Consider the following 19,969-nt stretch of genomic DNA (forward strand, 5'->3'; position numbering starts at 1 on the left):
CTGCCTAGCAGGCCATCATGTCATCGAGCTCGTTCCGTCAGTCACTGCGTCGCCTGTGGGGCCAAGACAAGTTCAGCTACAGCATCCGGGTCACCATCGCCCTCACCGGCAGCCTGGCCCTGTGCTGGTACCAGAACGAGATGGCCCTGCTGATTCCACTGTTCCTCGGCATCATCGCCAGCGCCCTGGCCGAAACCGATGATAGCTGGCAGGGCCGTCTCAGCGCCCTGGCCGTTACCCTGGGGTGTTTTGCCATCGCCGCGCTGGCGGTCGAGCTGCTGTTCCCCTACCCCTGGATCTTCGTCATTGCCCTGGCCTTGGCTGCCTTCGGCCTGACCATGCTCGGTGCCCTGGGCGAGCGCTATGGCGCCATCGCTTCGGCAACCTTGATCACCGCGGTATACACCATGATCGGCGTGGACCAGCGCGGCGGCCAGGTCACCGACTTCTGGCACGAACCGCTGCTGCTGGTGGCGGGGGCGGCCTGGTACGGGCTGCTGTCGGTGCTGTGGCAGGCGCTGTTTTCCAACCAGCCGGTACAACAGAGCCTGGCCAAGCTGTTCTTCGAACTGGGCAGCTACCTCAAGCTCAAGGCCAGCCTGTTCGAACCCGTCCGCACCCTTGACGTCGAAGCCCGGCGCCTGGAACTGGCCCAGCAGAACGGCAAGGTGGTGGCAGCGCTCAACGCGGCCAAGGAAATCATCCTGCACCGGGTGGGCAACAGCCAGCCGAACTCCAAGGTCAGCCGCTACCTCAAGCTGTACTTCCTGGCCCAGGACATCCATGAACGGGTCAGTGCTTCGCACTACCCTTACAACGCCCTGACCGAGGCTTTTTTCCACAGCGATGTGATGTTCCGCTGCCAGCGCCTGCTGCGTAAGCAAGGCTCATCCTGCCAGGAACTGGCCCGCTCGATCCGCCTGCGCCAGCCGTTCGTGCTGGCTAGCGGCTACCCCGAAGCCCTGGAAGACCTCAACGCTTCGCTGGAGCACCTGCGCATCCAGAGCAACCCGGCCTGGCGCGGCCTGTTGCGCTCGCTGCGGGCACTGGCCGCCAACCTGGCCACGCTGGACCGCCTGCTCAGCGCCGCCAGCAACCCGGACAGCCTGGCCGACGCCAGCGATAGCAGCCTGCTCGACCGCTCGCCACGCTCGCTGAAGGACGTGTGGACCCGCCTGCGCACCCAGCTCACACCCACTTCGCTGCTGTTCCGCCATGCCTTGCGCCTGCCCTTGGCGCTATCGATCGGCTACGGCATGGTGCACCTGATCCACCCGACCCAAGGCTACTGGATCATCCTCACCACACTGTTCGTCTGCCAGCCCAACTACGGCGCAACCCGGCGCAAGCTGGTGCAGCGAATTTTCGGCACGGCCGTTGGCCTGACAGTCGGCTGGGCGTTGTTCGACCTGTTCCCCAACCCGGTCATCCAGTCGTTGTTCGCCGTGGTCGCCGGGGTGGTGTTCTTCGTCAACCGCACCACCCGCTACACCTTGGCCACGGCCGCGATCACCCTGATGGTACTGTTCTGCTTCAACCAGATCGGCGATGGCTACGGCCTGTTCCTGCCGCGCCTGTTCGATACCCTGGTCGGCAGCCTGATCGCCATCCTCGCGGTATTCCTGTTCCTGCCTGACTGGCAGGGGCGGCGCTTGAACAAGGCGCTGGCCAATACCCTGGCCTGCGCCAGCGTGTACCTGCGGCAGATCATGCAGCAGTACGCCCACGGCAAGCGCGATGACCTGGCCTACCGCCTGGCCCGGCGCAACGCCCACAACGCCGACGCGGCGCTGTCCACCACCCTGGCCAACATGCTGATGGAGCCGGGGCATTTCCGGAAGGAGGCCGACGTCGGCTTCCGTTTCCTGGTGCTGTCGCACACCTTGCTCAGCTATCTCTCGGGACTGGGCGCGCACCGCGACACGGCCTTGCCGGCGGAGGTGCAGGAGCAGTTGATCGAAGGCGCCGGGCAGAGCCTGGCCAGCAGCCTGGACGAGATAGCCAACGGCCTGGCCGCGCGGCTGCCGGTGGCGATTCACAGTGATGCCGAAGAGGCGCTGGCCAATGCCCTGGAGCAGATGCCTGAAGAACTGGACGAGCATCAGCGGCTGGTACAGACGCAGTTGGCATTGATCTGCCGACAGTTGGGGCCGTTGCGGACCCTGGCTGCACACCTGATCAAGGAAGGTGCACCGGCCTGAGTTGTACTCTCGCCTGTACCGGCCTCTTCGCGGGTAAACCCGCTCCCACAGGATTACATACAGCTTGAGACCTGCGCAGTCCCTGTGGGAGCGGGTTTACCCGCGAAAGGGCCGGTACAGGCGCTAACGGTCAGAAACCGTGCTGGCGCAGCAGCCGCGCATAGCTGCCATCGGCCTTCATCGCCGCAATCGCCCGCTCGAACTGCTCGACGATCCGCTCATGCTCGGGATGCTTCAGGCTGACCAGGATATGCAGGGTGTTCTCCCCCAGCGGCGGCTCCACCAACATCACCCCATCACGCACATTCTGAGGCTCGCGCTGCAGGTTGTAACGGGCCACGTACTCGTCTTCCACTGCCAGCTTCACCCGCCCTGCCGCCAGCATGCGTACCGCAGAGGAAAAGTTGCGCACCGCCACCTTGTGCAGACGGGTGTCGCGGTCGAACTCGGGGGAATAGGCATAATCCCGCACCACGGCGATGCTGTAGGGATACAAGTCCGAATGGCGCTTGTAGCGGAACGCCTCACCCTTGCGCTGCAGCAGGCGAATGCGGTTAGTCAGGTAGGCGGAGGAAAACTGCCCGATGCGGGCGCGCGAGTCGTTGTACCAGGCGTTGATCAGCACGTCGTAGCGCCCTTCACTCACCCCCCGCAACGCCCGCGCCCAAGGCACTTCTTCGAACCCGCAGGTGTAGCCGGCCCGGGTCAGCGCCGCAGTGACGATGCTGGTCGCCAGGCCACCGCCCGGCATGCTGGCATCGGTAAACGGCGGCCAGTTGTCCGCCACCAGGCGCAACTTGTCCTTGGCCAGGACAGGTGTTGCCAGCATCAATGCCAGAAATCCCACAACACAAAGCAGTGGCCGCATGCTCACGTCCTTTCGCATATGGAGGGCACACACTGCCGATGAGATTACACAAAGCCATTGCCGAGGGCAGCGGCCAATAGTGTCATTTTGCCTCTATTTTGGCCGCCGCCGCAGATTGCTCATGGATAACCCAGCACTTCGCGGATCTGCCGCAGGTGCTGGATGATCCACTGCTTGTCGATCGCCCCCCAGTCGTGAATGCGGTAATGCCCGGCGTGGTTGCGCGCGCCTTCCTGCTGTTCGAACTCGCAGACGATATCCAGGTCGGCTAGCGCCGCAATGGTGTCCTGGGCAGTGCGCCGGGGCATGCCGGTGGCCTCCATCAGGGCCGGCACGCTGGTCGCGGTCTGGCTGTCGATCAGCCAGGCTACGTACAGGCGGCGGTAGAAGCTGCTCTTGGTCTTGCTCACTTCCATGCTGCGTGGTCCTTAACAGTTGCCCGGCAGCTCCCGATAGGTCAGGTAGACGCGCAGGTCGAATTCCAGTTGGTGATAGTCCGGCTCCATGTGCTGGCAGAGCTGATAGAACGCCTTGTTGTGCTCGCGCTCGCGCAGGTGCGCCAGTTCGTGCACCACGATCATGCGCAAGAATTGCGGCGCGGCCTCCTTGAACAGCGAGGCAATGCGGATTTCCTTCTTCGCCTTGAGCTTGCCGCCCTGCACCCTTGATACCGCCGTGTTCAGGCCCAGGGCCCGATGGGTCAGGTCGAGACGATTGTCGAACAGCACCTTGTCCAGGTTCGGCGCGCTGCGCAGGTATTGCTGGCGCAAATCCTGGGCATAGCCGTACAACGCCTTGTCGCTTTGCACGTCATGGCGGTCAGGGTAGCGGCGCTGCAGGTACTCGCCCAGGCGGTCGCTATCGATCATCTGCCGCACCTGCTGTTGCAGGTGCGGGGGGTAGGCTTGCAAGTAACGTAATACGGTCATGGCGCTGCATTCGGTGTAACGAATGCCGATTCTAGCCAATCATGGCCCAGGCCAGGAGAAAATCGCCGGGAAGCCACTGGCATCCGTCGCAGTCATCGGGTAAGCCACCAAAAAACCCTGCACGTACTCGCAGCCATTGGCCTTGAGCCAGGCTGCCTGGGCCGGGGTTTCCACGCCCTCGGCAATCACCGTGATACGGTAGTCGACGCACAGGCCGATAACGCTGCGCGCCAACGCGGCATCCACCGCCGAGTCGGGCAGGCGCGCCACCAGGTGGCGGTCGAGTTTGAGGGTATCGATCGGCAGATCGCGCAACATGCGCAACGAACAGTCGCCGGCACCAAAATCATCCAGCGCCACCCGCACGCCCAGCTCACGCAAGCGGTGTATCTGTTTCACCGCCGCATCAATGTTGTACATCAGCGAGGTTTCCGCCACTTCCACTTCCAGCTGCGCCGGGTCCAGCTGGTAAAGCTGGATGACCCGATGCAGTTCGTCGACCAGGCTGGGCATGGCGAACTGCGCGCGGCTCAGGCTGATACCCAGCACCAGGTCCGCCGGAAAACGCTGGCACCAGGCCTGGCGCTGGGCCGCGCCCTGGCGGTAGATCCAGCTGGCCAGGCGGTTGATCAGGCGCGCCTCTTCCAGCAACGGGATGAACAGCCCCGGCGGTACATCACCAACACTGGGATGCTGCCAGCGCAGCAAGGCCTCGAAGCCACGCAGGCGGCCATCGTTGAAGCCAACCTGCGGCTGGTAAACCAAGGTGAAATCCTGCTGCTCGACGGCCGTGCGTACGCTGTCTTCAAGCATCAGCCGCGAGCGCGCCCGGCCGTTGAGCTCCTGATCGTAGAAGCGATACTGCTGGCGCCCGGCCTGCTTGGCCGCGTACATCGCCGCATCGGCCGCGCGCAGCAGGCCTTCGACATTGGCCCCGCAGTCCGGATAGGTGGCGATGCCGATGCTCACCCCAAGGCTCACATCCAGCCCTTCCACCTGGTGGCTGATGGAAATGCGTTCCAGCAACCGCTCGGCATAGCGCCCGGCCTGCTCCGGGTAAGGCAGGCTGTCAAACAGCGCGGTGAACTCATCCCCGCCCATGCGCGCCAGCAACGCTTCACTGCCCAGGCAATCCTTGAGCTGTTCGGCCACCCAGTGCAGCACCCGGTCACCCGCGTCATGGCCGAGTGAGTCGTTGATGCGCTTGAAGCCATCCAGGTCCATGTACATCAGTGCCTGCGACTTGTCCGAGCGCTCGTTGCGCAGCAGCGCACCTTCGGCGGCCTGGTAGAAACCGCGGCGGTTGAGCAGGCCGGTGAGCGGGTCGGTGACGGCCTGGTATTCCAGCTGCTGGTGCAGGCTACGCACCACCGACATGTCCAGCACGGTGACCACCATGGCCTGCTGGTCGGCCGGCAGCGGCGCACAGGACAACGCCACCGGCACCAGCTCGCCGCCAAGGGTGCGCAGCTGGGCATCGTGCACGCGGAAGATGCGCCGCGCCAGATAGGCCTGGTAGAAATCCGATTCGTTCCACAGGCTGGCACCGCTCAGTTGCACCAGGTCGAGCAGATGGGCGCCCTGCAACTGCTGCACCGGCGTTGACAACAAACGGGAAATGGCCGGATTGGCAAAACTGATGACGCCGAGGGCATCCACCACCAGAATGCCCTCGGCGGCGTTCTCCAGGATCGACGCATTGAACGCCCTGGCCGCTTCCAGCTCGCGGGTCAGGCGCTGCAGCATGCGTCGGTTACGCTGCTGGTCGAGCAGGGTCTGAACCTTGGGCTTGAGGATCTGCGGGTCGAACGGTTTGAACATGTAGTCCACGGCGCCGCTGGCGTAGCCTTTGAGCACGGCCGCCTCGGACTGTTCATTGGCGGTGAGGAAAATGATCGGAGTCAGCCGGGTGCGCTGACTGCCGCGCATCAGCCGGGCGACTTCGAAGCCGTCCATCTCCGGCATCTGTACATCCAGCAGGACCAGGTCGACATCGTGTTCGAGCAACGCGCTCAGGGCTTCCATCCCCGAGTTTGCCGTCAATACTTGCCAATCCTGACGGGCCAGCAATGCCCGCATGCTGATGAGGTTTTCGGGGTAATCATCTACCACCAGAAGAACCGAGTTGCCATCCAGTGGCTGAGGGTGAGGGTGAGCGCCATCCATGCTGCTTCTCTGTTATGTGACCGACTTCAAGGTACGCTTGGATCCACTAGTACTCTAGACCTGAGCGGATAACACGCAATGCAATCAGAACGCTATCAGTGCCTCAACTGTACGGTAGCCGACTAACGGTCGGTTTGCCGGGAATATGTGCCGGCCTCTTCGCGGGTAAACCCGCTCCCACAGGTTCATCACTGTTTTCCAGGCCAGTGAGTACCCTGTGGGAGCGGGTTTACCCGCGAAGAGGCCGGCACAGGCGTAAGGTTCTATCACCCGAAAATGAAAAAACCCGCATCGCTGCGGGCTTTTTCATTTATGCCAGAAGATCAGTTGACCTTGGCGGCCAGCTCACCTTTCAGGTAGCGCTGGTACATGCCTTCCAGGGAGATCGGCTTGATCTTCGAGGCATTGCCAGCGGTGCCGAAGGCTTCGTAACGGGCGATGCACACGTCACGCATGGCCTTGACGGTTTCACCGAAGAACTTGCGCGGGTCGAACTCGCTCGGGTTCTGCGCCATCAGGCGGCGCATGGCACCGGTAGAAGCCAGGCGCAGGTCGGTGTCGATGTTGACCTTGCGCACGCCATACTTGATACCTTCGACGATTTCCTCGACCGGTACACCGTAGGTTTCCTTGATGTCGCCGCCGTACTGGTTGATGATCGCCAGCCACTCTTGCGGTACCGAGGACGAACCGTGCATCACCAGGTGGGTGTTGGGGATGCGCTTGTGGATTTCCTTGATGCGGTCGATGGCCAGCACGTCACCGGTTGGTGGCTTGGTGAACTTGTAGGCACCGTGGCTGGTACCGATGGCGATCGCCAGGGCGTCGACCTGGGTCTTCTTGACGAAGTCGGCGGCCTCTTCCGGGTCGGTCAGCATCTGGCTGTGGTCCAGCACGCCTTCCGCGCCGATACCGTCTTCTTCACCGGCCATGCCGGTTTCCAGCGAACCCAGGCAACCCAGCTCGCCTTCTACCGAAACGCCGCAGGCGTGTGCCATGGCAACAGTCTGCTGGGTAACGCGGACGTTGTACTCGTAATCGGTCGGGGTCTTGCCGTCTTCACCCAGCGAGCCGTCCATCATCACCGAGCTGAAGCCCAGCTGGATCGAGCGCTGGCAAACGTCAGGGCTGGTGCCATGGTCCTGGTGCATGCACACCGGGATATGCGGGAATTCTTCGATGGCCGCCAGGATCAGGTGACGCAGGAACGGGGCGCCAGCGTATTTGCGGGCACCGGCCGAAGCCTGGACGATCACCGGGGAGTCGGTCTTGTCGGCCGCTTCCATGATGGCGCGCATCTGCTCGAGGTTGTTGACGTTGAAAGCTGGTACGCCGTAACCGAACTCGGCGGCGTGGTCCAGCATCTGGCGCATGCTAATGAGTGCCATTGTGTATCTCTCTCCCGACAAGCGTCGTCTGTTTCGTGCAAGCCTGCCGCAGGGGCGGTTGCTGTTCAAGTAGTGTGGGCCACCCTCGCGGCCCGGCCAGTCACGGTGCCTTGCAGCCCCGCCCAATCAGATCGTTGGTTGCCACCCAGTACACCAGGCCTTCTTCGCCCTTGGTGTGGAAGGCCAGCATGCCATCGCTGTACAGCGCGCCCGAGGCGCCCGGCTCGGCCTTGAGCCGATAGACCTGATCACCACCACCAAGGCGCACATCGACCTGGTCGCGCTGCGCATCGGCGAAACGCCATAGCACTTCAGCCTGGGTGTCGCAGACCCATCGGGTCCAGTCGTCTGCCGGGGCGGGTTGCGCCGGCTGCAGCAGTGAGCATCCTGCCAGTGTCGCCAGGGCCGTAACGGCCAAGAGCGCTTTCATTGAATATCCTCTAGATGACCACGAAGAGGTCGCTTGGTTGCCCGGCCCGACGAAATGCGGGCTCAAGGGCAACCCGGCGCCTTGCGCTGGTGGTCTTCGTCGTACTTTTCCAGGCCTTCCGGGCCCACGCGCTTGCTGATGACCGGCACGGTCTCGGCCTGCCACTCGGACTGGTAGCAACCGCCCTTGGGCGACCGCGCCGGGTCGGCATCCGAGGCCGGGCTGCCGGCGCATGCGCTCAGCAGACCAGCCAGCATCATCACAGGCAATTGCTTGACCATCAGGCCACTCCCTTTGCCAAGCGCCGAGGTCATCAGGCCTTGGCCCGCTCTTCCAGGATTGCCACGGCTGGCAGGACCTTGCCCTCGACGAACTCGAGGAAGGCGCCACCACCGGTAGAAATGTAGGAGATATCGGCACCAACGCCATATTTGTCGATGGCTGCCAGGGTGTCACCGCCGCCGGCGATGGAGAACGCGGCGCTGTCGGCGATGGCCTTGGCCAGCACCTTGGTGCCGTTGCCGAACTGGTCGAACTCGAACACACCGACCGGGCCGTTCCACAGGATGGTCTGCGACGACTTCAGCAACTCGGCGAAGTTGGCTGCGGTTTGCGGGCCGATGTCCAGGATCATGTCGTCAGCAGCAACGTCGGCAATGGCCTTGACCGTGGCTTCGGCACTCTCGGCGAACTCCTTGGCAACCACCACGTCGACCGGCAGAGGCACGCTGACCTTGGCGGCGATGGCCTTGGCGGTATCGACCAGATCAGGCTCGTACAGCGACTTGCCCACCGGGTGGCCGGCTGCGGCCAGGAAGGTGTTGGCGATGCCGCCACCAACGATCAGCTGGTCACAGACCGAACTCAGGCTGTTCAGCACGTCCAGCTTGGTGGAGACCTTGGAGCCGGCAACAATGGCCGCCATCGGCTTGGCCGGTGCCTTCAGCGCCTTGCCCAGGGCATCCAGCTCGGCTGCCAGCAGCGGGCCGGCAGCGGCGACCTTGGCGAACTTGGCAACACCATGGGTCGAACCTTCGGCACGGTGCGCAGTGCCGAACGCATCCATGACGAACACGTCGCACAGGGCGGCGTATTTCTGCGCCAGCTCGTCGGCGTTCTTCTTCTCGCCCTTGTTGAAGCGCACGTTCTCGAACAGCACCAGGTCACCAGCCTTGACCTCGACACCGCCGAGGTAGTCGGCAACCAGCGGCACGTCACGACCCAGGGCCTTGCTCAGGTAGTCGGCGACCGGCTTGAGGCTGTTTTCGGCAGAGAACTCACCCTCGGTCGGGCGGCCCAGGTGCGAGCAGACCATTACCGCCGCGCCCTTCTCCAGGGCCAGCTTGATGGTCGGCAGCGCTGCCAGGATACGCGCATCGCTGGCTACCACACCGTCCTTCACAGGCACGTTGAGGTCTTCGCGGATCAGTACGCGCTTACCTTGCAGGTCGAGGTCGGTCATCTTCAACACGGTCATGAATGCAGTCCTTCAGGGCTGTTTGTTGCGGGTTGGTTGAACGACGTGCAGATAGTGTTCGGCAACGTCGAGCATACGGTTGGCGAACCCCCATTCGTTGTCGAACCAGGCCAGCAGGTTCACCAGGCGGGGGCCGGAAACACGGGTCTGGCTGGCATCGACGATCGCCGAATGCGGGTCATGGTTGAAATCACAGCTGGCATGGGGCAACTCGGTGTAGGCCAGCAAGCCTTTCAGCGGGCCTTCCAGCGCCGCCTCGCGCAGCACCCGGTTGACTTCGGCCGCGCTGGTATCGCGGGCGGTCTGCAGGGTGATGTCCAGGCACGAGACGTTGACAGTCGGTACACGTACCGCTTTGGCCTGGATTCGCCCGGCAAGTTCCGGAAGCAGGCGCTCGATGCCACGTGCCAGACCAGTGGACACCGGGATCACCGACTGGAAGGCCGAACGCGTGCGGCGCAGGTCTTCGTGGTGATAGGCGTCGATCACCGGCTGGTCGTTCATCGCCGAGTGGATGGTGGTGATCTGCACGTATTCGATGCCGAACGCCTGGTCCAGCACGCGCAGCAGCGGCACGCCGCAGTTGGTGGTGCACGAGGCGTTGGACACCAGGCGTTCGCTGCCGGTCAGGCAGGCCTGGTTGACGCCGTAGACCACTGTGGCATCGACGTCGGCCTCGCTGGCCATCGGCTGCGAGAACAGCACCCGCGGCGCGCCGGCGTCGAGGAAGCGCTGGCCATCGGCACGGGTGTGGTAGGCGCCGGAGCACTCCAGCACCAGGTCGATGTCCAGGGCGGCCCAGTCGATGCCTTCGGGGGTGGCACTGCGCATCACCTTCACGCAGTCGCCATTGATATGCAGACAGTCGCCGTCGACCTTCACCTCACCGGGGAAACGCCCGTGGGTGGAGTCGAAGCGTGTCAGGTATTCCAAGCTGGCCTGGTCGGCCAGGTCGTTCAACGCGACGATCTCGAAACCGGCCTTTGCCCCCCGCTCGAACAGCGCGCGCAGGACACAGCGGCCGATACGACCATAACCGTTGAGTGCAACTTTGTAGGGACGCAGGTGGGGCATTCGTTGGCTCGCTAACGCATGATGGCTGTTGGGGCCGCGTTGCGGCCCATCGCGACGCAAGGCCGCTCCCACAGGGACCGCGTATGCAGAACCTTGTGGGAGCGGCCTTGTGTCGCGAAACGAGGGCGAAGCCCTCGCCTTACGCCTGTATCAGTCTTCCAGCAGCTCTTCGGCAGTACCGAGGATGTTCTCCACGGTGAAGCCGAACGCTTCGAACAGTGCCGAAGCCGGCGCCGACTCACCGTAGGTGGTCATGCCGATGATACGACCTTCCAGGCCGACGTACTTGTACCAGAAGTCGGCGTGACCGGCTTCGATGGCGATGCGCGCCCCCACTTCCAGCGGCAGTACGGACTGCTTGTAGGCAGCGTCCTGGGCATCGAACACGCTGGTGCACGGCATGGAAACCACACGCACCTTGCGGCCTTGCTCGGTCAGCTTGTCGAAGGCCTGGACCGCCAGGCCCACTTCGGAACCGGTGGCGATCAGGATCAGCTCAGGCTCGCCGGCGCAGTCCTTGAGCACGTAGCCGCCGCGGCTGATGTCGGCGATCTGCTGGCCGTCGCGGTCCTGGTGCTGCAGGTTCTGGCGCGAGAAGATCAGCGCCGAAGGGCCGTCCTTGCGCTCCAGGGCGTTTTTCCAGGACACGGCCGATTCCACCGCGTCGGCTGGACGCCAGGTGTCCAGGTTCGGCGTGCTGCGCAGGCTGGTCAGTTGCTCGATCGGCTGGTGCGTCGGGCCGTCTTCGCCCAGGCCGATGGAATCGTGGGTATAGACATGGATCACGCGCTGCTTCATCAGCGCCGACATGCGTACGGCATTGCGGGCGTATTCCATGAACATCAGGAAGGTCGCGCCGTAAGGCACCAGGCCACCGTGCAGGGCAACGCCGTTCATGATGGCGGTCATGCCGAACTCGCGCACGCCGTAGAACACGTAGTTGCCGCTGGCGTCGTTGGCTTCGACACCCTTGCAGCCCTTCCATAGGGTCAGGTTGGAACCGGCCAGGTCAGCCGAACCGCCGAGGAACTCCGGCAGCAGCGGGCCGAAGGCGTTCAGGGCGTTCTGGCTGGCCTTGCGGCTGGCGATGGTTTCGCCCTTGGCGGCCACTTCGTTGATGTAGGCCTGGGCCTTGGCGCTGAAGTCGGCCGGCAGCTCGCCACTGGCACGGCGCTTGAACTCGGCAGCCAGCTCCGGGTAGGCCTTGGCGTAGGCGTCGAAGCGCTGGTTCCACTCGGCTTCGGCCTTGGCACCGGCAGCCTTGGCATCCCACTCGGCGTAGATCTCGGCCGGGATTTCGAACGGGCCGTGGTTCCAGTTCAGTTCCTTGCGGGCCAGGGCGATTTCGTCGTTGCCCAGCGGTGCGCCGTGGCAGTCTTCCTTGCCCTGCTTGTTCGGCGAGCCGAAACCGATGATGGTCTTGCAGCAGATCAGGGTCGGGCGATCGCTCTTGCGGGCGGTCTCGATGGCGGTCCTGATCTCGTCGGCGTCATGGCCGTCGACGTTGCGGATCACCTGCCAGTTGTACGCTTCGAAGCGCGCCGGGGTGTTGTCGGTGAACCAGCCGTGCACTTCGCCGTCGATGGAAATGCCGTTGTCGTCGTAGAAGGCGATCAGCTTGTTCAGACCCAGGGTGCCGGCCAGCGAGGCGACTTCGTGGGAGATACCTTCCATCATGCAGCCGTCGCCGAGGAACACGTAGGTGTGGTGGTCGACGACGTTGTGGCCCTCACGGTTGAACTGGGCGCCCAGCACTTTTTCGGCCAGGGCAAAGCCCACGGCGTTGGCCAGGCCTTGACCCAGCGGGCCGGTGGTGGTCTCGACACCTGGGGTGTAGCCGAACTCCGGGTGGCCCGGGGTACGGCTGTGCAGCTGGCGGAACGATTTGAGGTCATCGATGGTGACGTCGTAGCCGGTCAGGTGCAGCAGCGAGTAGATCAACATCGAACCGTGGCCGTTGGACAGCACGAAGCGGTCACGGTCGGTGAAATCCGGGTTGCCCGGGTTGTGCTTCAGATAGTCGCGCCAAAGCACTTCGGCGATATCCGCCATGCCCATGGGGGCACCTGGGTGGCCGCTGTTGGCCTTTTGCACGGCATCCATGCTGAGGGCACGAATGGCGTTGGCACGTTCACGACGGCTGGGCATCGCTGATCTCCTGGGGGCTTGAATAGGTGGTGTCACGAAAAAAGGCGGCCATTTTCGCCCACTGGGGGGGCTTGGGGCAATGACGGATGGTCGCAGTCAGGGGATTTTCCTCTGATTGGCACTGATTTCGGGTAAAAATCCGGGGGAACGGTGCTGGCTTCTTCGCGGGCTCGCCCGCGCAGAAGCCAGCAATGGCCGCCTCGTCCTCCGCCCATCAGGCAATATCAAAACTTTTTGATATTGCCCTTGCTAGGGCAGCGATACCTGCCTAGACTGCCGCACCATGAACCTCCGTGCGCAATCGATCCCCGAGCAACGCGAAGCATTGGCTGCCCTGTGCAAAGCCAGTGGCGACGAGTTGCGCCTGAACGTGTTGCGCGCACTGGCCAACGACTCGTTCGGCGTGCTGGAACTGGCGCAGATTTTCGACGTCGGCCAGTCGGGCATGAGCCACCACCTGAAGGTGCTGGCCCAGGCCGAGCTGGTGGCGACCCGTCGCGAGGGCAATGCCATCTTCTACCGCCGCGCCCTGCCCGACAGCCTGCGCCTGGGCGGCCGGCTGCATGCGGCACTGCTCGAAGAGGTGGATGACCTGGCCCTGCCGCCTGACGTGCAGGCGCGCATCGCCCAGGTGCAACAACGCCGCGCAGCCACCAGCCAGGACTTCTTCCTGCGCGTGGAGGAGAAGTTCCGCGCCCAGCAAGACCTGATCGCCGGCCTGCCGCAGTACCGCGAAAGCCTGCTGGCGTTGCTCGACAAACTGAATTTCGACCCGGCTGCCAGTGCCCTGGAGGTCGGCCCCGGCGACGGTGGCTTCCTGCCCGACCTGGCCCGGCGCTTCGCCCAGGTCACCGCCCTGGACAACAGCCCGACCATGCTCGAACTGGCGCGTCAGGTGTGCCAGCGCGAAAGGCTCGACAACGTGAACCTGCAGTTGGCCGATGCACTGGGTGCAACGGATGTGGCCGCCGACTGCGTTGTGCTGAACATGGTGCTGCACCATTTCAGCGACCCGGCCCTGGCCTTGCGCCAGCTGGCCAAACGGGTGAAGGCAGGCGGCAGCCTGCTGGTCACCGAGCTGTGCAGCCATGACCAGGGGTGGGCGCGGGAAGCCTGCGGCGACCTCTGGCTGGGCTTCGAACAGGACGACCTGGCCCGTTGGGCCAACGCCGCCGGGCTGGTCCCCGGGGACAGCCTGTACGTGGGCTTGCGTAACGGTTTCCAGATCCAGGTCCGCCATTTCCAGCGGACGGCTGGCGACATACACCATCGGTAAATTTCAGGAACCTTCGAGATGAGCGAATACTCCCTTTTCACCTCCGAGTCCGTGTCCGAAGGGCATCCGGACAAGATCGCCGACCAGATTTCGGACGCCGTCCTTGATGCCATCATCGCCCAGGACAAATACGCCCGCGTAGCCTGCGAAACCCTGGTCAAGACCGGTGTCGCCATCATCGCCGGCGAAGTCACCACCTCCGCCTGGGTCGACCTGGAAGAGTTGGTGCGCAAGGTCATCATCGACATCGGCTACAACAGCTCCGACGTCGGCTTCGACGGCGCCACCTGCGCCGTGATGAACATCATCGGCAAGCAGTCGGTGGACATCGCCCAGGGCGTTGACCGCTCCCGTCCGGAAGACCAGGGCGCCGGCGACCAGGGCCTGATGTTCGGCTACGCCAGCAACGAAACCGACGTGCTGATGCCGGCACCGATCTGCTTCTCGCACCGCCTGGTTGAGCGCCAGGCCGAAGCGCGCAAATCGAAACTGCTGCCATGGCTGCGCCCGGACGCCAAGTCGCAGGTCACCTGCCGTTACGAAAATGGCAAGGTAGTCGGTATCGACGCCGTGGTGCTGTCGACCCAGCACAACCCTGAGGTTTCGCAGAAAGACCTGCAGGAAGCCGTGATGGAGTTGATCGTCAAGCACACCCTGCCTGCCGAACTGCTGCACAAGGGCACCCAGTACCACATCAACCCGACCGGCAACTTCATCATCGGTGGCCCGGTGGGTGACTGCGGCCTGACCGGGCGCAAGATCATCGTCGACTCCTACGGTGGCATGGCCCGCCATGGTGGTGGCGCGTTCTCCGGCAAGGACCCGTCCAAGGTCGACCGTTCCGCCGCCTACGCCGGCCGCTACGTGGCCAAGAACATCGTCGCCGCCGGCCTGGCCGAGCGTTGCGAGATCCAGGTGTCGTACGCCATCGGCGTGGCCCAGCCGACCTCCATCTCGATCAATACCTTCGGTACCGGCAAGGTTTCCGACGACAAGATCGTCCAGCTGGTGCGCGAGTGCTTCGACCTGCGCCCGTACGCCATCACCACCATGCTCGACCTGCTGCACCCGATGTACCAGGAAACCGCCGCCTACGGCCACTTCGGGCGTACCCCGCAGCAGAAGACGGTCGGCGACGACACCTTCACCACCTTCACCTGGGAGCGCACCGACCGCGCCCAGTCGCTGCGTGACGCTGCCGGCCTGTAAGTTTCCTACAGCGCCAGGCGAAAGCCCCTGCCGAGTGATCGGCAGGGGCTTTTTTGCTTGGCTTGGGTTGTGTAGCGCCGGTGAGATCGAGCGCCGCCCGCGCGGCGCATCGCGAGCTGCGCTCGCTCCTACGCCTGTTTCGGGCCAATTATTCCTGTGGGATTTGCGCGCGAACGCTTTGGCGCATGACTCGATATTGAGTCGTACGAACCAGGCGGTCGCGCGCGCCTGTCACAGGCGTTACTGGCCCGAAACAGGCGTAGGAGCGAGCGCAGCTCGCGATGCGCCGCGCGGGCGGCGCTCGATTTCTGCCCCACCTCAAAACCCAGGACAGGCGCCCTCGACATATCACCTGACAACTCCATGCACCACCCACTACAAGACCTGCCTACGCTAACGGCTCCACCCGCCATGCAAGGATGCTGGCCATGCCGTTCATGCTGTTGTTCGCTCTGCTGCTGACACTTCAGGCCCCGCTGACATGGGCCGGCCAATGCCCCAACTGGAACCCGCAACAGATCGATACTGAAATGACCCGGCTGCGCGCCACGCTCGCCCGCTGGGACGACCACTACCATCGTCAGGGCGTCGCCCTGGTGGCCGATGAACTGTACGACCAGAGCCGCCAGCGCCTGACACACCTGCAGCAATGCTTTGGTATCGCGACCACCCCGTCCCCACTGGCGAGCGCTGGCGGGCCAATCCCGCATCCGGTGCCGCATACCGGCGTCGACAAGCTGGCCGACCGCCTGGCTGTAGAACGCTGGCTGGCCAGCAAGACCGATGTCTGGGTGCAGCCAAAGGTCGATGGCGTAGCGGTATCCCTCATCTACCGACAGGGCCGGCTGGAGCAGTTGATCAGCCGGGGAAACGGCGTGCGGGGGCACGACTGGAGCCGCCACATCCCCCAGCTCGGCGCAATCAATCGGCAGCTGCCCCAGGCCATCGACCTGCAGCTGCAGGGCGAACTGTACCTGCGCCTGGACGCGCATGTGCAAGCCCAGGCAGGCAGCGCCAATGCCCGAGGTACGGTGGCCGGGCTGCTGGCACGCAAGCAGTTGGGGCGCGAGCAAGGCGAGCGTATCGGCCTGTTCGTCTGGGGCTGGCCGCACGGCCCCGCGCAGCAGGACGAACGCCTCGCGCAGCTGACGCAACTGGGCTTTGCGCACAGCCAGGATTACAGCGTCGCCATAGCAACAGCGGACGATGCGGCGCACTGGCGTGAGCACTGGTACCGTTCGCCCCTGCCCTTCGCCACCGATGGCGTGGTGCTGCGCCAAGGCGTCCGGCCGCCGGCCGAGCGCTGGCAGGCCAAGCCCCCCTACTGGATCGCGGCGTGGAAGCACCCGTACACGCAGGCACTGGCCGAAGTGCGCGAAGTTCGCTTCCGCATCGGCCGCACCGGCAGGGTCACGCCGGTCTTGCACCTGCTGCCGGTTACCCTCGATGACCGGCGGATCACCCAGGTGAGCCTGGGCTCGCTGGCACGCTGGCTCAAGCTCGACATCCGCCCCGGTGACCAGGTGGCCGTCAGCCTTGCCGGGCTGACCATCCCCCGCCTGGAGCAGGTGGTGCACCGCGCCGCCGAACGCCAAGCGGTGAACGCGCCAACACCCGGCCAGCATCACACCCACAGTTGCTGGCAGGCCAGCAAGGGCTGCGAGGACCAATTCATAGCCCGCCTCACCTGGCTCAGCGGCAAACAGGGGCTGGCTCTGCCACGCACCGGCCCCGGCACCTGGCGCCGCCTGGTGGCTGCCGGGCTGGTGACCTCGATGACCGACTGGCTGCACCTGGATGCCGAGCGCCTGGGCCAGGTAGCGGGCATCAGCGACGCGACAGCTATACAACTGCAGGGCAGTTTCGAGCAAGCCCGTTCACGGCCCTTTGCCCAATGGTTGCGCGGACTGGGCGCGCCCACACCTGCAGGTATGCAGGTGACCGCCGACTGGCCGGCGCTGGCTGTGCGCACCAACCGCGAATGGCAAGCCATGCCCGGTATCGGCGAAAAGCGCGGGCAACAGCTTGCAGGTTTTTTTGCGACCAGCGAGGTTCAAGCCATTGCAACGCAACTGGCCAAGGCAGGGATCGACGGATTCCGGATCGACAGGCAAAGCATCGAGCAATGAATTTTTACCAATTTACCTGTAGGGAAATCCCGAGATTCAGCCGGAAAAACCCAACAAGGGTTTCTAAATGGACAAAACCAAGGCAGGATTTCCCCCAACTTTTGCTGCCCCGCCCCGTCAAGGAGGCTTTTCATGAAACGTATTTCGACCCTTTTCCTGCTCGCGACACTAGGCCTGGCCGCTGGCGCCGTACAAGCTGCCCAGCCGGATGCCGGCCTGACCGGTTGCGCCGCCAAGCGCAGCGCCATCGAGAACCAGTTGAAGATTGCCCGTGACCACGGCAACAACAACCAGGTCGCGGGGCTGGAGGAAGCGCTGCGTGGGGTCGACAACTGCACTGATGCCGGCCTGCGCAAGGAACGTGAGCAGAAGGTGCTCGAAGCCCGTCACGAAGTGGCGCAGCGGGAAAAGGACTTGAAGAAAGCCGAGAACAAAGGCGATTCGGAGAAGATCAACAAGCGCAAGGACAAGCTGGCCGAGTCGCGCAAGGAACTGCAGGAGGCGGTGGAGGATCTGGATCGCTGACAGAGATTCGAATACGCCGTTGCCTTTACTGGCCTCATCGCCGGCAAGCCGGCTCCCACAGGTACCGCATCGCACTCAAGGGCAGTGTGATACCTGTGGGAGCTGGCTTGCCGGCGATGAGGCCGCAACAGGCAATCAATGATTACGAAACTCGGTATGACAGGCCTTGCAAGCCGCTTCGACCTTGTCCATCGGCGCCTTCAACTGCGCAGCGTCCAGCGGCTGGCCGCGGGTGACATCGACCAGTTCGCCAGTCACGCCTTCCAGCTGCCGGGCCAGGTCATGAAAGCGCGTCTGGCGCTCCCATACCTCGGCACGCGCGCTGCTGTCGCCACCATCACGCGCCTGTGGAAAGTGCTGCCAGGGCTGGTGCGAAAGGTTGTCCAGCTTCAGCGCACCGTCGGCGAACTTCACCCCGTCGAACGGCAGCCGTCCACGCAACATGCCGCCCAGGTCTTCGCTGGTCTTGAGCATGTCCTTGAAGATCACCTTGCGCTTGCCCAGTGGGGAATTCGGATCAACCCGATCACAACCACCCAGGGCCAGTGCTGCCAGCAGAACAACGGTCAATCGCTTCAACATCACGGTCACTTCGGCCTACGCAAATGGGCGGCCAGTATCGCTGCCCAAGGGCCAAAGACCAATAGCCACATAAAAACAGGGGCGAATATTCATGTTCACCCATGACAGGAATGCACTCATGAAATCTGCCCTGCGCCATCTGGCCTGGACACTCCCGGCGCTGGCCCTGCTGGCCGGTTGCAACGGTGGCGAAAGCGCCAAACCCGAGCCCCATGCCATCGCCACCTATGCCAATGCCTCCTGGCAGGACTTGCCCACCGTCAGCGACAGCGACCTGGTAGCGGGCTTCCAGGCCTGGCGCAACGGCTGTGAAAAGCTCAAGCGCGACACCGTCTGGGCCAGCACCTGCGAAACAGCCGCCAGCGTGCCCGACAATGCCTTGCAGGTACGCGCCTTCCTGCAACAGAACCTGCAGGTATACGGCCTGCGTTCAGCCGAAAACAATGCCAACGGCCTGATCACCGGTTACTACGAGCCGGTCTACCCTGGCAGCCTGAGCCAATCGGCGACCAACCACGTGGCGGTTTACGGCATCCCCGAAGACATGATCGTGGTCGACCTGGCCAGTGTGTACCCCGAACTCAAGGGCAAACGCCTGCGTGGTCGCCTCGATGGCCGGGTGCTCAAGCCTTACGACACCGCCGAGGTGATCAACCGTGACGGCGTCAAGGCACCGGTGCTGGCCTGGCTGACCGACCCGATGGACCTGCAGTTCCTGCAGATCCAGGGTTCCGGCCGGGTTCAACTGGAAGATGGCCGCCAACTGCGCCTGGGTTACGCCGACCAGAACGGCCACCCCTACCGGCCGATCGGGCGCTGGCTGGTGGAACAGGGCCAGTTGAAGAAGGAAGAAGTGAGCATGGGCGCCATTCATGCCTGGGCCCAGGCCAATCCGCAACGGGTACCGGAACTGCTCGCCAGCAACCCCAGCTACGTGTTCTTCAGCACCCGCCCGGACAGCAACGAAGGGCCACGCGGTTCGCTGAACGTGCCGCTGACCGCTGGCTACAGCGTGGCCATCGACCGCAAAGTGATTCCGCTGGGCAGCCTGCTGTGGCTATCCACCACACGCCCGGACGGTACCCCGGTGGTGCGCCCGGTGGGTGCTCAGGATACCGGCGGGGCAATTACCGGCGAGGTGCGCGCCGACCTGTTCTGGGGCACCGGGCCGGAGGCCGGAGAACTGGCCGGGAACATGAAGCAGCAGGGCCAGATCTGGATGCTGTGGCCCAAGGGCAAGCCGCTGCCTGAAGTACCTAAAGTGCCTTGATCGGCGCTGGATTGTTCGCGGGTAAACCCGCTCCCACAGGATCACCACAGGTCTTGAGAGCCGTGAAGTACCTGTGAGAGATGGCCCAGCCCTTTGGGCTGCGCTGTCGCATAGAGAACTGAATTCGCAAGCGGTCCGTGCATCCTGTGGGAGCGGCTTTAGCCGCGAAGAATTCAACGCGGTGCATGGCACCGGCTGCGCCGGTGTTCGCGGCTAAAGCCGCTCCCACAGGGGCCCTGCTAATTCAACGAGTTATGTGCAGTTCTATGAGAGCGGGTTCACCCGCGAAGAAGGCGA

General features: G+C 63.8%; 17 protein-coding genes. 6 read left to right on the forward strand and 11 right to left on the reverse strand.

Annotated features, from left to right (window positions below; genetic code table 11):
• The first annotated feature begins 17 nt into the window (after nt 1-17).
• Entirely contained in the window at nt 18-2,201 is a 2,184-nt protein-coding gene (yccS, locus tag FQ664_RS23565; RefSeq protein WP_144175264.1) for a YccS family putative transporter, read from the forward strand.
• Nucleotides 2,202-2,331: 130 nt separating this feature from the next.
• Here yccS and FQ664_RS23570 read toward each other — a convergent pair whose 3' ends face one another.
• The 10 genes from FQ664_RS23570 to tkt all read right to left on the reverse strand — a co-directional run bounded on the left by FQ664_RS23570 (nt 2,332) and on the right by tkt (nt 12,681).
• Nucleotides 2,332-3,069, reverse strand: coding sequence for a substrate-binding periplasmic protein (locus FQ664_RS23570; protein ID WP_144175266.1), 738 nt, complete (start codon nt 3,067-3,069; stop codon nt 2,332-2,334).
• Between the two features lie 119 nt (nt 3,070-3,188).
• Nucleotides 3,189-3,485, reverse strand: a complete 297-nt coding sequence (locus FQ664_RS23575; protein WP_016395304.1) for a winged helix-turn-helix domain-containing protein — start codon at nt 3,483-3,485, stop codon at nt 3,189-3,191.
• Between the two features lie 12 nt (nt 3,486-3,497).
• Nucleotides 3,498-3,998 carry a M48 metallopeptidase family protein gene (locus FQ664_RS23580; RefSeq protein WP_144175268.1) on the reverse strand — a complete coding sequence of 167 codons (501 nt, stop codon included), beginning with the start codon at nt 3,996-3,998 and terminating at the stop codon, nt 3,498-3,500.
• A 39-nt stretch (nt 3,999-4,037) separates the two neighbouring features.
• Nucleotides 4,038-6,164: a putative bifunctional diguanylate cyclase/phosphodiesterase gene (locus FQ664_RS23585; protein ID WP_144175270.1), complete on the reverse strand. Its 2,127-nt coding sequence runs from the start codon at nt 6,162-6,164 to the stop codon at nt 4,038-4,040.
• Nucleotides 6,165-6,487: 323 nt separating this feature from the next.
• Entirely contained in the window at nt 6,488-7,552 is a 1,065-nt protein-coding gene (gene fba, locus FQ664_RS23590; RefSeq protein WP_016712383.1) for a class II fructose-bisphosphate aldolase, read from the reverse strand.
• Between the two features lie 100 nt (nt 7,553-7,652).
• Entirely contained in the window at nt 7,653-7,982 is a 330-nt protein-coding gene (locus tag FQ664_RS23595; protein WP_063911976.1) for an MliC family protein, read from the reverse strand.
• Between the two features lie 62 nt (nt 7,983-8,044).
• Nucleotides 8,045-8,296, reverse strand: a complete 252-nt coding sequence (locus FQ664_RS23600) for a hypothetical protein (RefSeq protein ID WP_144175271.1) — start codon at nt 8,294-8,296, stop codon at nt 8,045-8,047.
• Entirely contained in the window at nt 8,296-9,459 is a 1,164-nt protein-coding gene (locus FQ664_RS23605; protein WP_144175272.1) for a phosphoglycerate kinase, read from the reverse strand. Before FQ664_RS23605 ends, FQ664_RS23600 begins: the two co-directional genes overlap by 1 nt.
• A 12-nt stretch (nt 9,460-9,471) precedes the next feature.
• Entirely contained in the window at nt 9,472-10,533 is a 1,062-nt protein-coding gene (gene epd / locus FQ664_RS23610; RefSeq protein WP_144175274.1) for an erythrose-4-phosphate dehydrogenase, read from the reverse strand.
• Between the two features lie 150 nt (nt 10,534-10,683).
• Nucleotides 10,684-12,681, reverse strand: a complete 1,998-nt coding sequence (tkt, locus tag FQ664_RS23615) for a transketolase (RefSeq protein WP_144175275.1) — start codon at nt 12,679-12,681, stop codon at nt 10,684-10,686.
• Nucleotides 12,682-12,964: 283 nt separating this feature from the next.
• Between tkt and FQ664_RS23620 the strand changes: the two genes are divergently transcribed.
• The 4 genes from FQ664_RS23620 to FQ664_RS23635 all read left to right on the forward strand — a co-directional run bounded on the left by FQ664_RS23620 (nt 12,965) and on the right by FQ664_RS23635 (nt 17,820).
• Nucleotides 12,965-13,957, forward strand: a complete 993-nt coding sequence (locus FQ664_RS23620; protein WP_144175276.1) for an ArsR/SmtB family transcription factor — start codon at nt 12,965-12,967, stop codon at nt 13,955-13,957.
• 18 nt (nt 13,958-13,975) lie between these two features.
• Nucleotides 13,976-15,166, forward strand: a complete 1,191-nt coding sequence (gene metK, locus FQ664_RS23625; RefSeq protein WP_063911980.1) for a methionine adenosyltransferase — start codon at nt 13,976-13,978, stop codon at nt 15,164-15,166.
• 428 nt (nt 15,167-15,594) lie between these two features.
• Complete coding sequence (gene ligB, locus FQ664_RS23630) at nt 15,595-17,295, forward strand: NAD-dependent DNA ligase LigB (RefSeq protein ID WP_144175277.1); 1,701 nt, start codon at nt 15,595-15,597, stop codon at nt 17,293-17,295.
• Between the two features lie 132 nt (nt 17,296-17,427).
• The gene (locus FQ664_RS23635; protein ID WP_144175278.1) at nt 17,428-17,820 is read left to right on the forward strand and encodes a DUF1090 domain-containing protein; all 393 of its coding nucleotides are present in this window, start codon (nt 17,428-17,430) and stop codon (nt 17,818-17,820) included.
• Nucleotides 17,821-17,955: 135 nt separating this feature from the next.
• Here the strand turns inward: FQ664_RS23635 and FQ664_RS23645 are convergent, their stop codons facing one another.
• Nucleotides 17,956-18,402 carry a c-type cytochrome gene (locus tag FQ664_RS23645; RefSeq protein WP_133975885.1) on the reverse strand — a complete coding sequence of 149 codons (447 nt, stop codon included), beginning with the start codon at nt 18,400-18,402 and terminating at the stop codon, nt 17,956-17,958.
• A gap of 118 nt (nt 18,403-18,520) precedes the next feature.
• Between FQ664_RS23645 and mltA the strand changes: the two genes are divergently transcribed.
• Complete coding sequence (gene mltA / locus FQ664_RS23650; RefSeq protein WP_144175279.1) at nt 18,521-19,672, forward strand: murein transglycosylase A; 1,152 nt, start codon at nt 18,521-18,523, stop codon at nt 19,670-19,672.
• Nucleotides 19,673-19,969 lie beyond the last annotated feature (297 nt).

Source organism: Pseudomonas persica, assembly GCF_900291015.1.
Classification (GTDB): domain Bacteria; phylum Pseudomonadota; class Gammaproteobacteria; order Pseudomonadales; family Pseudomonadaceae; genus Aquipseudomonas.

Coding starts and splice junctions, on each gene's coding strand:
- yccS (WP_144175264.1), top strand. CDS start 18: ATGTCATCGAGCTCGTTCCGTCAGTCACTGCGTCGCCTGTGGGGCCAA.
- FQ664_RS23570 (WP_144175266.1), bottom strand. CDS start 3,069: ATGCGGCCACTGCTTTGTGTTGTGGGATTTCTGGCATTGATGCTGGCA.
- FQ664_RS23575 (WP_016395304.1), bottom strand. CDS start 3,485: ATGGAAGTGAGCAAGACCAAGAGCAGCTTCTACCGCCGCCTGTACGTA.
- FQ664_RS23580 (WP_144175268.1), bottom strand. CDS start 3,998: ATGACCGTATTACGTTACTTGCAAGCCTACCCCCCGCACCTGCAACAG.
- FQ664_RS23585 (WP_144175270.1), bottom strand. CDS start 6,164: ATGGATGGCGCTCACCCTCACCCTCAGCCACTGGATGGCAACTCGGTT.
- fba (WP_016712383.1), bottom strand. CDS start 7,552: ATGGCACTCATTAGCATGCGCCAGATGCTGGACCACGCCGCCGAGTTC.
- FQ664_RS23595 (WP_063911976.1), bottom strand. CDS start 7,982: ATGAAAGCGCTCTTGGCCGTTACGGCCCTGGCGACACTGGCAGGATGC.
- FQ664_RS23600 (WP_144175271.1), bottom strand. CDS start 8,296: ATGACCTCGGCGCTTGGCAAAGGGAGTGGCCTGATGGTCAAGCAATTG.
- FQ664_RS23605 (WP_144175272.1), bottom strand. CDS start 9,459: ATGACCGTGTTGAAGATGACCGACCTCGACCTGCAAGGTAAGCGCGTA.
- epd (WP_144175274.1), bottom strand. CDS start 10,533: ATGCCCCACCTGCGTCCCTACAAAGTTGCACTCAACGGTTATGGTCGT.
- tkt (WP_144175275.1), bottom strand. CDS start 12,681: ATGCCCAGCCGTCGTGAACGTGCCAACGCCATTCGTGCCCTCAGCATG.
- FQ664_RS23620 (WP_144175276.1), top strand. CDS start 12,965: ATGAACCTCCGTGCGCAATCGATCCCCGAGCAACGCGAAGCATTGGCT.
- metK (WP_063911980.1), top strand. CDS start 13,976: ATGAGCGAATACTCCCTTTTCACCTCCGAGTCCGTGTCCGAAGGGCAT.
- ligB (WP_144175277.1), top strand. CDS start 15,595: ATGCCGTTCATGCTGTTGTTCGCTCTGCTGCTGACACTTCAGGCCCCG.
- FQ664_RS23635 (WP_144175278.1), top strand. CDS start 17,428: ATGAAACGTATTTCGACCCTTTTCCTGCTCGCGACACTAGGCCTGGCC.
- FQ664_RS23645 (WP_133975885.1), bottom strand. CDS start 18,402: ATGTTGAAGCGATTGACCGTTGTTCTGCTGGCAGCACTGGCCCTGGGT.
- mltA (WP_144175279.1), top strand. CDS start 18,521: ATGAAATCTGCCCTGCGCCATCTGGCCTGGACACTCCCGGCGCTGGCC.